The organism is Synechococcus sp. EJ6-Ellesmere (genome assembly GCF_024345875.1).
GTDB lineage: Bacteria > Cyanobacteriota > Cyanobacteriia > PCC-6307 > Cyanobiaceae > Regnicoccus_A > Regnicoccus_A antarcticus.
In genome coordinates this window covers 1-10,390 of record NZ_JAGQBY010000111.1, presented here as the reverse complement: position 1 = coordinate 10,390, position 10,390 = coordinate 1, and the positions used below count along the sequence as shown (strand labels likewise).

10 protein-coding genes are annotated in these 10,390 nt (G+C 68.3%); 4 read left to right on the top strand and 6 right to left on the bottom strand.

All coding sequences use genetic code 11. The features are described 5' to 3' along the window. Positions 1-496 (top strand): TMEM165/GDT1 family protein (locus tag KBY78_RS12285; RefSeq protein ID WP_255143830.1); only part of this gene is annotated, 496 nt, incomplete at its 5' end. 29 nt (positions 497-525) lie between these two features. Here the strand turns inward: KBY78_RS12285 and KBY78_RS12280 are convergent. Next, positions 526-879: a DUF6464 family protein gene (locus tag KBY78_RS12280; protein WP_255143829.1), complete on the bottom strand. Its 354-nt coding sequence runs from the start codon at positions 877-879 to the stop codon at positions 526-528. Between the two features lie 5 nt (positions 880-884). Next, complete coding sequence (locus KBY78_RS12275) at positions 885-1,670, bottom strand: TerC family protein (RefSeq protein WP_255143828.1); 786 nt, start codon at positions 1,668-1,670, stop codon at positions 885-887. A 60-nt stretch (positions 1,671-1,730) separates the two neighbouring features. Between KBY78_RS12275 and KBY78_RS12270 the strand changes: the two genes are divergently transcribed. After that, positions 1,731-2,540 carry a hypothetical protein gene (locus KBY78_RS12270; protein WP_255143827.1) on the top strand — a complete coding sequence of 270 codons (810 nt, stop codon included), beginning with the start codon at positions 1,731-1,733 and terminating at the stop codon, positions 2,538-2,540. Here the strand turns inward: KBY78_RS12270 and KBY78_RS12265 are convergent. Next, complete coding sequence (locus KBY78_RS12265) at positions 2,506-3,375, bottom strand: hypothetical protein (protein WP_255143826.1); 870 nt, start codon at positions 3,373-3,375, stop codon at positions 2,506-2,508. The two genes, KBY78_RS12270 and KBY78_RS12265, sit on opposite strands and share 35 nt — an antisense overlap. 140 nt (positions 3,376-3,515) lie before the next feature. On the opposite strand from KBY78_RS12265, the gene mfd reads away from it, so the two are divergent. Together mfd and KBY78_RS12255 are read left to right on the top strand one after the other, a co-directional pair. Further along, on the top strand, positions 3,516-7,079 hold the full coding sequence (gene mfd, locus KBY78_RS12260) for a transcription-repair coupling factor (protein ID WP_255143825.1): 3,564 nt from the start codon (positions 3,516-3,518) through the stop codon (positions 7,077-7,079). A gap of 138 nt (positions 7,080-7,217) precedes the next feature. After that, entirely contained in the window at positions 7,218-7,397 is a 180-nt protein-coding gene (locus KBY78_RS12255; protein ID WP_255143824.1) for a hypothetical protein, read from the top strand. 66 nt (positions 7,398-7,463) lie between these two features. Here KBY78_RS12255 and KBY78_RS12250 read toward each other — a convergent pair whose 3' ends face one another. The 3 genes from KBY78_RS12250 to KBY78_RS12240 form a co-directional block, all read right to left on the bottom strand. Then, a complete protein-coding gene (locus KBY78_RS12250; RefSeq protein WP_255143823.1) occupies positions 7,464-8,810 on the bottom strand; it encodes a S41 family peptidase in 1,347 nt (448 codons plus the stop codon). A 101-nt stretch (positions 8,811-8,911) separates the two neighbouring features. Then, positions 8,912-10,156 (bottom strand): (E)-4-hydroxy-3-methylbut-2-enyl-diphosphate synthase, encoded by a 1,245-nt coding sequence (gene ispG, locus KBY78_RS12245; RefSeq protein ID WP_255143822.1) that lies wholly within the window; start codon positions 10,154-10,156, stop codon positions 8,912-8,914. A gap of 40 nt (positions 10,157-10,196) precedes the next feature. Then, on the bottom strand, positions 10,197-10,390 hold a 194-nt coding region (locus KBY78_RS12240), incomplete at its 5' end, for a uracil-DNA glycosylase family protein (RefSeq protein WP_399215827.1).

Below are 10,390 nucleotides of genomic sequence, written 5' to 3'. Positions count from 1 at the left end.
GGCCGTCACCATGATTTCCCTGGCCTTCGGTCTGGGGCTGCGAATTCTGCTGACGGTGGAGCTGGTGCCCTGGCTGGCAGCCCTGCTCTTCGGCGGGTTCGGCCTGAAGCTGCTGATCGATGCCCAGGAGATCGGTGCGCAGGCAGCCGAGCAGGAGGCCCAGGAGGCCGAGGATCTGGTGAATGCCGCCGAAGCCAACCAGGACCAGAGCCGGGCCGGGGGCTGGCTGGTGGTGCGGGAAGCCTTCCTGCTGGTGTTCATGGCCGAACTGGGGGATCGCACCCAGTTCGCCACTATTTTTCTGGCCACCGCGCCGCGGTTCACCTTCAGCGCCCTGCTGGCCGGCACCCTGGCGGGTCATGCCCTGGTCACGGGTCTGGCGGTGGGGGCGGGCAAGTGGATCGGTCAGCTTCTCTCCGAGCGCCTCCTCTACCGGCTCAGTGGGGGTCTGTTCCTGGCCTTCGCCGTGGTGGCCCTGCGGCAGGCCCTGGGCTGAGGGATGAGGGAGTACTGCAGGGTTGTTGCTCAGCTCTGGCGGCCGCTGTAGTGGGCGCAGCGCTCACAGGGGCCGTCAGGCAGCACGGCGCAGCGCAACAGCGGCGAACGGGCATTGAAGCGGCAGCTGGGGTCGCCGATCACCCAGCCTCCTCTCCACCAGCGCGCTTCGCTGGGCTGCCGCTCCGCTTTCACCTGCAGGGCCACGGTGACCAGTTCGTAGCGGCCATTGCGCAGCTGGTAGCGGTGGTGCCGCTGCAGCACCAGGAAACTGCGGCTGCCATGGAGAAACCAACGGCCAGGCTGGGGAATCTCATCCAGCTCCTCGAGCTCGAGCTGGTCCAGCAGGTGGCCACTGCCGGCCTGACGAAGTTCGATGCGCAAGGGTTTCAGGGGTTCACCTCACCGGCCTCGCCGCTCACGCGTCTGGAGAACCCCCAGAGGAACAGGACCGCCACCAGCAGCAGCAGGGTCCACTCGGGCGGCACCAGCTGGGGCAGCCCGAGGCGGAGCAGCAGGCGCAGGCCCACCAGTCCAACAGCCAGGTAACCGGCCCGCTCCAGGTTGGGGTAGATCCACAGCCAGCGGATGAACAGCTCGGCGGTGAGGCGCAGGGCGATCACCCCGATCACCCCACCGGTCATCACCAGCCAGAGGCGATCGCTCACGGCCACCGCGGCCGCCACGCTGTCGAGGGAAAAGGCGAGATCGGTGACCGCAAGGGTGAGCACCACAGCTCCCAGTCCAGACGCACTGGCATGGCCGCTGGAGCTGGCGCCCTGAAGAGCCTGCGCAGCGGAGGCGGACGCACCATCGCTGGGCCGCTCAGGTTCATCGCCGCTGGAGGCCTCCCCAGGCCGCAACAGGTTGGTACTGCTCAGCCAGAGCAGATAGGCGGCGGCAGCCAGTTGCAGGGGCCAGAAGTTCAGAACCCAGCGGGCCAGCAGGATCAGCCCCAGGCGGAAGACCAGGGCCAGGCCGAGGCCGAGGTTCAGGGCCTGACGCTGGAGTTGCGGATCCAGCAGCCGCCTTGAGATGGCCGCCAGGGCGATGGCGTTGTCGGCGGAGAGCACCGCCTCGAGAGCCACCAGCAGCGGCAGCAGCAGCAGCAGCTCCCCCCAATGATCCGCCTCTTCCAGCAGGGGAGTGAGGGAGGAGATCGACTCCGCTTCCATTGGCGTGCAGCGGGTTCGGTAGCGCCACTCTAGAAAGTCCCCTACACCGGCTTCCCCGCGATGCAGCTTCGGGCGCGACTGGCCCATGCCGACTCCGGTCAGCGGGTGGTGGAGGTGAGTGCCTGGGAGGAAGGCCGCTGCTTGGGCAGCGCCCTCGGGGAGGCCCCCAGCGCCGAGGCTGCCGAAGACCGGGCGCTGCAGCGGCTGCTGCAGCGGCTGCAGGAACAGGCCCCGCTGTCAGCGCCGATCGTTGTTCCCCAGCAGGGGGTGGGGGCAACAACGCCGCCAGCGCAGTCAGAAGTCAGACCAGCTCCATCTCCATCTCCCGGTCCAGCCCCAACACCAACGCCAACACCAGCACCAACCCCATCAGCGCCCGCGCCCGCGCCGGCCCTGGAACCCACAGGGGGCCCCGACCGCCCGGCCGTCGCGGAAGCCGAACCGTTGGCCGATCCCGACGACTGGAGCGAGGAACTGGCCGAGCTGGAGCGGCTGCTGAGGCAGCTGGGCTGGGAGCGTGAGCAGGAATCGATCTATCTGCAGAGGGCCTTCGGTCACCCAAGCCGCAGCCGCCTGATCCGCTACGCCGACCTGCTCGCCTACCACGCCGCTCTGCGCCAGCTTGGGCCTGGGGTGGATCCGGCCCAGGCCGCCCTGCCCCTGCGCCGCTCCGACCGCCTGCGCAGCTCAGATGGGCTGCTGGCGCGCCTGGGCTGGGGAGCGGCCCAGGGGCGCGCCCTCTTGGAGCGGGAATTCAATCTGGCCAGCCGCCAGCAGCTCAGCGACGACGACCTGCTGCGCTTCAACGACCTCCTGGCGCAACAGCTGGAGGCCCTTACCGCGTCCAGCCCGGAGCACGGCACTCCTTGACCAGAAGGGCCGGCCCCAGGCTGAGCTGGTTCTGGTTGGCGTAGGCCTCCTGCTCCAGGCGGATCTCGGTGGGGCTGGCCCTGGCATAGACGGGATCCTCCAGATGGCGCCGGCTGATCGGATCCAGCACGATCGAGAGCCCGAGCAGCTTGGGCCGGGCCCCCAGTCCGCCGTGGCGGCAGCTCTGGGCCACGTGAATCGCTTCGTGGTTGAGCACCCGCGCGAACTCAACGATTCCCTTCTCGATCACATCGGGGCGGATGCGCAGGGTGCGGGCTGCCGGTTCCCATTCCCCGGCGGCCCGGGCTTTGCGGGGCGGTCCGATCACCACCTGCACCCCCGCCCGTTCCAGCAAGGTCAGCAGGCTGGCGATGGCGTCACGTTCCAGCTGGTGGCTGGGTGGATTGCGGCGCAGCTCCTCGATCTGGGCGATGCTCAGGGGCGGCTCTTCCAGGCGCCGTTTGTAGAGATAGCGGATGCGTCCGTTGCCCAGGGGTTCAGCCTGTGGCAGCCAGCTCTGATCAGGCCTGTCGAGCTGGGCCAGAAGCCCAGGCAGACCGGCGCTGGTGAGCACCCGATCGCCGGGCCGCGGTGGCTCCGGACGGCTGGCGAGCACCACCTCCTGCAGCTGGATGGTGAGGTCCTGCAGGGCCAGGAGGGTGTCGCTGCGGCGCGGCTGGGGGGAGAGCAGCGCCAGGGCGGCCAGACCACCAGCGGCACTGAGGGCCAGGCCCAGCAGCAGGGAGGTGAGGCCCCCGGCCGCTGAGCGGGTCCTGGGGCCTCGGGAGCGTCGGGGTGGGCTGGATCGGCGCGAGGGGCGGCGGGCGTTGCTCATGACGGCGCCAGGCGCGCGGACCGAGGCAGACGCTGATGGCCTCGGGAGTTCGTTCATAGCGCGTGGGAGGCCCCCTGGCGGCGGGCCGCGGACGATGCCGCTGCTTGCGAAGATCGAAGCCCGTGCCCGCCTGCCCTCCGATGCCCCTCACCGCCCTGGTGCGCCAGCTCGAGCAGGTGCCCCTCACCGGGGAGGTGCTGGAGCGCAGCGGACGGCCCGAGCGGCTGCGGCTCAGCGGGGCCGGACGGGCAGCCCGTGCCCTGATCACCAGTGCCCTGGCCCGTCGCGGCGGCAGGCCCCTGGTGGTGATCGTGCCCACGCTGGAGGAGGCGGGCCGCTGGGCCGCCCTGCTGGAGCTGATGGGCTGGCCCACGGCTCAGCTCTACCCCACCAGCGAGGGCTCCCCCTACGAACCCTTCGATCCCACCAGCGAGATCACATGGGGCCAGCTGCAGGTGCTCAGTGAGCTGATCGATGGCTCGGGCCGTTCCTGGGCCGGAGCGATCGTGGCCACCGAGCGGGCTCTGCAGCCCCATCTGCCGCCACCCGCCGCCCTGGCCGCCCGTTGCCTCAGCCTGCGCAAGGGCAGCAGCGTCGATCTCGAGGAGCTGGCCGACACCCTTACCCGCCTCGGCTACGAGCGGGTGCCGACGATCGAGCAGGAGGGCAGCTGGAGCCGCCGCGGCGACATCGTCGATGTGTTCCCGGTGAGCGCCGAGCTGCCGGTGCGGCTGGAGTTCTTCGGTGAAGACCTGGAGAAGCTGCGGGAGTTCGATCCCGCCACCCAGCGCTCCCTCGATGCGATCGAGGCGGTGCGCCTCACCCCCACGGGCTACGGGCCGCTGATCGCCGATGCCCTGCGTGAGTCGATGCCGGAGGCGCTCACCGAGCTGCTGGCCTCAGAAGCTCTCGAGCAGTTGCTGGAGGGGGGCACGCCCGAGGGGATGCGGCGCCTGATGGGTCTGGCCTGGGAGCAGCCGGCTTCCCTGCTCGACTACCTGCCCGGCGCCACCCTGATCGCGGTTGATGAGCGACGCCAGGGGCTGGCCCACGGCCAGCAGTGGTTCGACCACGCCAGCGACCACCACGCCGAGGTGAGCGCTCCGTTGCCAGCTGACACCCTGCCGCCGTCGTTGCATCGGCCGGTGGCGGCAGCCCTGGCGGAGGCCGATCGCTTCGCCGGTTTCGACCTGGCCGAGCTGCACGAGAGCGACCGGCACCCCAACGCCTTCGATCTCTCCAGCCGTCCGGTGCCGGCTCATCCCAATGCCTTCGGTCGTCTGGCGGCGCTGGTGAAGGGTTATCAGCAAGAGAAGGCGCGGGTGTGGCTGGTGTCGGCCCAGCCCAGCCGCGCGGTGGCGCTGCTGGAGGAGCACGACTGCCCCGCCCGCTTCGTGCCCAACCCCCACGATTTTCCGGCGATCGAGCGTCTGATCGAGCAGGCCACGCCGGTGGCCCTGAAGCTGCGCGGCACCGCTGAGCTGGAGGGGCTGCAGCTGCCGGCCTGGCGGCTGGTGCTGCTCACCGACCGGGAGTTCTTCGGCCAGCACAGCCTGGCGGCCTCGGGCTATGTACGCCGGCGCCGCAAGGCGGCCAGCCGCACGGTGGACCCCAACAAGATGCGCCCCGGCGACTTCGTGGTGCACCGCAACCATGGCATCGGCCGTTTCCTCAGGCTGGAGAAGCTGGCGATCAGCGGCGAATCGCGCGATTACCTGGTGGTGCAGTACGCCGATGGGCTGCTGCGGGTGGCGGCCGACCAGCTGGGCAGCCTGGGGCGTTTCCGCGCCAGCACCGACAGCCCGCCGGAGCTGAACCGCATGGGCGGTGTGGCCTGGAACCGGGCCAAGGAGCGCGCCCGCAAGGCGGTGCGCAAGGTGGCGATGGACCTGGTGAAGCTCTATGCGGAGCGTCAGCAGGCGGCCGGCTTCCCCTTCCCGGCCGATGGCCCCTGGCAGGGCGAGTTGGAGGACTCCTTCCCCTACGAACCAACGCCTGATCAGGTGAAGGCGATCGCCGAGGTGAAGCGCGACATGGAGAAGCCCGAGCCGATGGACCGGCTGGTCTGCGGCGATGTGGGCTTCGGCAAAACCGAAGTGGCGATCCGGGCGGTGTTCAAGGCGGTGACCGCCGGCAAGCAATGCGCCCTGCTGGCCCCCACCACGGTGCTGGCCCAGCAGCACTGGCGCACCCTCAGCGAACGCTTCGCTCCCTATCCGCTCAAGGTGGCTCTGCTCAACCGTTTTCGCACCACCGCCGAGCGCAAGACGATCCTCGATGGGCTCAGGGATGGAACGGTGGACGTGGTGGTGGGCACCCACCAGCTGCTGAGCAAGGGCACCAGTTTCGAAAAACTGGGGTTGCTGGTGGTGGATGAGGAGCAGCGCTTCGGGGTGAACCAGAAGGAGAAGATCAAGGCGCTGCGTAAAGACGTGGATGTGCTGACCCTCTCGGCCACGCCGATCCCGCGCACGCTCTACATGAGCCTCTCGGGGGTGCGGGAGATGAGCCTGATCACCACCCCACCGCCCCTGCGCCGGCCGATCAAGACCCACCTGGCGGCGTTGGATGAGGAGGCGGTGCGCAGCGCCATCCGCCAGGAGCTCGACCGCGGCGGCCAGGTGTTCTATGTGGTGCCACGGGTGGAGGGGATCGAGGAGGTGGCGGGCCAGCTGCGCGAGATGCTCCCGGGCCTGAAGCTGCTGGTGGCCCACGGCCAGATGGGCGAGGGAGAGCTGGAGAGCGCGATGGTGGCCTTCAACGCCGGCGAGGCCGACGTGATGCTCTGCACAACGATCATCGAATCAGGCCTAGATATTCCGCGGGTGAACACGATCCTGGTGGAGGACGCCCACAAGTTCGGCCTCGCCCAGCTGTATCAGTTGCGCGGTCGGGTGGGCCGCAGCGGCGTCCAGGCCCATGCCTGGCTGTTTTATCCCGGTGATGCCTCCCTGAGCGAGGCGGCGCGCCAGCGACTGCGGGCGATCCAGGAGTTCGCCCAACTGGGGTCCGGCTACCAGCTGGCCATGCGCGACATGGAGATCCGCGGCGTCGGCAACCTGCTGGGGGTGGAGCAGAGCGGCCAGATGGAGACGATCGGCTTCGATCTCTACATGGAGATGCTGCAGGAGTCGCTGGCGGAGATCCAGGGCCAGGACATCCCGGTGGTGGAGGAGACCCAGATCGATCTGCCGATCACCGCCTTCATCCCCGCCGACTGGATTCCCGAGAGCGACGAGAAGATGGCCGCCTACCGCGCCGCCGCCGACTGCCGCACCCGCGAGGAACTGGTGCAGCTGGCCGCCGACTGGGTGGACCGCTACGGCGCCCTGCCCTCGCCGGTGGCGAGCCTGCTGCAGTTGATGGAGCTGAAGTTGCTGGCGCGGCGCTGCGGCTTCTCGCGCATCCGGTTGGAGAAGCCCAACATCGTGCTGGAAACCCCGATGGAGGAGCCTGCCTTCCGCCTGCTGCGCCAGGGTCTGCCCCAGCACCTACATGGCCGGCTGGTGTATCAGGGGGGCGGCGGCAGCACGGCCAAAGTGCTGGCCCGCGGGCTGAATGTGCTGGCGGCCGAGCGCCAGCTCGACATGCTCAAGGAGTGGCTGGCGGCGATGGCCGAGCAGATCCCCGGAGCCGATGGCCTCACCGACGCCCAGCGGATGGAGCAGGCGGCCGCGAAGAACGCGGCGGTGTTGTCGGTGTGAGGAGTTGATGCTGTGAGGGCATCCAGATCGCCCAGCAGGACCCGGGGGTCCTCCTGGGCTGTTTCAGGAAGGTTTCAGATTGTCTTCTGTCTCATCTCCGCAAAAGTTCGTTACAGTGCAGCGAAATGAAACGTGATCATGGGTGAATTGGTGGGCGGGACCGGCGGCATCACGGCTGAGCTCCAGAGCGGCTACGCGCTCGCTTCGGCCGTGATCAGCGTGCTGGCCCTCGGCCTCTTCGCCTTGTTCCAGAACGACCAGGAGAACGACGACGACGACTCCAATCCCGGTGGCGGACTGATGCAGCCCGTGGCCTGAGGCCACGGCGACGTCACCTCGAAGCTGCCGGTCACGGTGCAGCTTCGTAGACCCCCATACCCGTCTTCAGGGGGTGGGGGTTGCAGATGTGCCCAGGGCCGCCGGCAGGTTGGCGCTTGTGGGGTTGAAGGTGGTGCGGGAGGCGCTGGTTGCGCGCAGCTTCTTGACCAGGGTCGATTCGGCAGCCCTGTACTGCACATCTTTTGAGGTGCCCAGGTCTTCGAGCTTGAGCTTGGAGGCCTCCGCTTCGCTCAATTTCACCGACACATCCGGGTCGATGCCGTGCTTGTGAATGTCGCGGCCGCTGGGGGTGAGGTACTTGGCGATGGTCACGGTCATGCCGGAACCATCGGAGAGACCACGGACCGACTGAACGAGGCCCTTGCCGAAGGTTTTCTGACCCACCAGCACAGCGCGCTTGTTGTCCTGCAGGGCGCCGGAGAGGATCTCGCTGGCGCTGGCGGAGCCTTCATTCACCAGCACCACGATCGGTGATTTGGTCAGGGCGCGGCCATTGGCGCGGCGCACGTCCTGGATGCCGTCGCGGGTGCGGGTGGAGACGATGATGCCCTCATCCAGCAACTGGCGGGCGATCTCCACACTGGCCATCAGCAGGCCGCCGGGATTGCTGCGCAGGTCGATCACATAGCCCTGCACGCCCTTCTGCTCAAGGTCGCGGATGGCGGCGCGCATGTCCTTGGCGGCGTTGGCGTTGAACTGCTTCAGGCGGATGTAACCCACCTTGACGCCATCGGGGCCGGTGTTGATCTGGTGCTCGACTGCATGCAGCTCGATGCGGGCGCGGGTGAGCGGCACGGAGACCACTTTGCTGTTGCGACGCAGCTCCAGCTTGACCTTGGTGCCGGCCTGGCCGCGGATCAGCTTGACCGCATCCTCGGTGGTCATGCCCTTGGTGCTCTTGCCGTCGATCGAGACGATCACGTCTTTGGGCTGGACGCCCGCCTCAGAGGCGGGGGAGCCATCGATCGGTGAGACCACCACCAGCTCCTTGGTCTCCTTGTCGAGGCTCAGCTGGATGCCCACCCCGGAGAGTTCTCCGGAGGTGTCGATCTGCATCTCCTTGAATTCCCGCGGATCCATGAAGCGGGTGTAGGGATCATCAAGGGTGCCGAGCATCCCCCGGATCGCCTCGTAGCTTTCCTTGGTGCTGCCGTAGCTCTTGGCCAGCAGGTCACGGCGCAGTTTGCGCCACTGATCGGGGGTGTATTTGCCGGTGGTGTCGAGGTAGTCGCGGAAGACGATCTGCCAGGCCTGATCCATCACCTCCTTGGGGCTGTCGGTGATCAGCGAGGCGGCGCTCGGGGAGCCCAGCCAGTCGGTGCCGACGATCACGGCGGTGGCGCAGGCACCCAGTCCGGCGAGAACGGCGATACCGGTGCGACCCCTGCCCATTGGCTGATTCCCTGGCGGTTGACTGTCCTCTCAAGCTAGCCCGCTCTGTGGGGGTGAGCGAGGGATCGGGGACGGTCACAGGCAAGTCAGGATGTGACCCGTCAGGGATCGACCCAGCGGCCGTCCTCCTTGATCAGGGCGATCAGGGCCTGCACGCCTTCGGCCTCGGGGACCCGGCGGATCTCGTCGCGGCCGCGGTAGAGGGAGATGGTGCCGGGGGTCTTGCCCACGTAGCCGTAGTCGGCGTCGGCCATCTCGCCGGGTCCGTTGACGATGCAGCCCATCACGGCGATGTCCAGGCCGGTGAGGTGGGCTGTGGCGTTGCGCACCACGTGCAGCACCTCCTCCAGATTGAAGAGGGTGCGGCCGCAGCTGGGGCAGGCCACGTATTCCACCATCGTTTTCCTCAGGCCCAGGGCCTGCAGGATCGAGTAGCAGACAGGGATCTCCTTCTCGGGCGCCTCGGTGAGCGACACCCGGATGGTGTCGCCGAGGCCTTCGGCCAGGAGGGTGGCGATGCCGGCCGTGCTCTTGATGCGGCCGTAGTCGCCATCGCCCGCTTCGGTGACCCCCAGGTGCAGGGGGTAATGGAAGCCGCCTGCATCCATGCGGTCGGCCATCATCCGGTAGGCGGCCAGCATCACCGGCGCCCGCGACGCCTTCATCGACACCACGATGTTGTGGAAATCGAGGCGGTCGCAGATGTGGATGAACTCCATGGCGCTCTCCACCATCCCCAGCGGCGTGTCGCCGTAGGTGAACAGCATCCGCTCGGCCAGCGAGCCGTGGTTCACGCCGATGCGCAGGGCCTTGTCCTGCTCCCTGAGCAGGCTCACCAGGGGCTCAAGGGTGGCCTGGATGCGCGCACCGATGGCCTCCACTTCCTCGGGGGTGAACTCGGTGCGGTTGGGATCGGGCTTGTCGAACACGTAGAGGCCCGGGTTGATGCGCACCTTGTCGACGTGCTGGGCCACCTCGAGGGCGATTTTCATCCCGTTGTGGTGCACGTCCGCCACCAGCGGAACGGGCCGGTAGCTGTCTTCGAGGCGCTTGCGGATTTCCCCCACCGCCTTGGCGTGGGCCAGGCTGGGCACGGTGAGGCGCACGATCTCGCAGCCGGCTTCATGCAGGCGGCGAATCCCAGCCGTGGCGCCTTCGATGTCGAGGGTGTCCTCGTTGATCATCGACTGCACCACCACCGGATGCTCGCTGCCCACCCAGACGTCGCCCACCCGCACGCTGCGGGTCTTGCGGCGATGGATCAGGGTGTCGTAGCGGGGGTTGCTGGCCCAGTCGGCGGGGAGGCCCGGAAGGCTGGTGTCGGGGCGGGCGAGGGTGCCGGTCATCGCCAGGGGGGGCCGGGAAGTGGGCTAACCCTGCCACAGATCAGGGGTCGCCTGACGAATCCGGAGCGAGGTCTGGGGCGGCCTTGAGCTGGTCGACGCGACTCCTGACCGCTTTGAGATCCTGCCAGGTGTGCCACTTGGGTGTCTCCGGCTCCCGCGAGGGATTGCGCAATAGATAGGAGGGGTGAAAGATCGGCAGGCACCAGCGTCCCTGCCACGTCCGCCACTGGCCCC

Excerpts from the sequence above, each read along its gene's own strand:
- KBY78_RS12275 (WP_255143828.1), bottom strand. The coding sequence starts at position 1,670 with ATGGAAGCGGAGTCGATCTCCTCCCTCACTCCCCTGCTGGAAGAGGCG.
- mfd (WP_255143825.1), top strand. The coding sequence starts at position 3,516 with ATGCCCCTCACCGCCCTGGTGCGCCAGCTCGAGCAGGTGCCCCTCACC.
- KBY78_RS12250 (WP_255143823.1), bottom strand. The coding sequence starts at position 8,810 with ATGGGCAGGGGTCGCACCGGTATCGCCGTTCTCGCCGGACTGGGTGCC.
- ispG (WP_255143822.1), bottom strand. The coding sequence starts at position 10,156 with ATGACCGGCACCCTCGCCCGCCCCGACACCAGCCTTCCGGGCCTCCCC.
- KBY78_RS12270 (WP_255143827.1), top strand. The coding sequence starts at position 1,731 with ATGCAGCTTCGGGCGCGACTGGCCCATGCCGACTCCGGTCAGCGGGTG.
- KBY78_RS12265 (WP_255143826.1), bottom strand. The coding sequence starts at position 3,375 with ATGAGCAACGCCCGCCGCCCCTCGCGCCGATCCAGCCCACCCCGACGC.
- KBY78_RS12255 (WP_255143824.1), top strand. The coding sequence starts at position 7,218 with ATGGGTGAATTGGTGGGCGGGACCGGCGGCATCACGGCTGAGCTCCAG.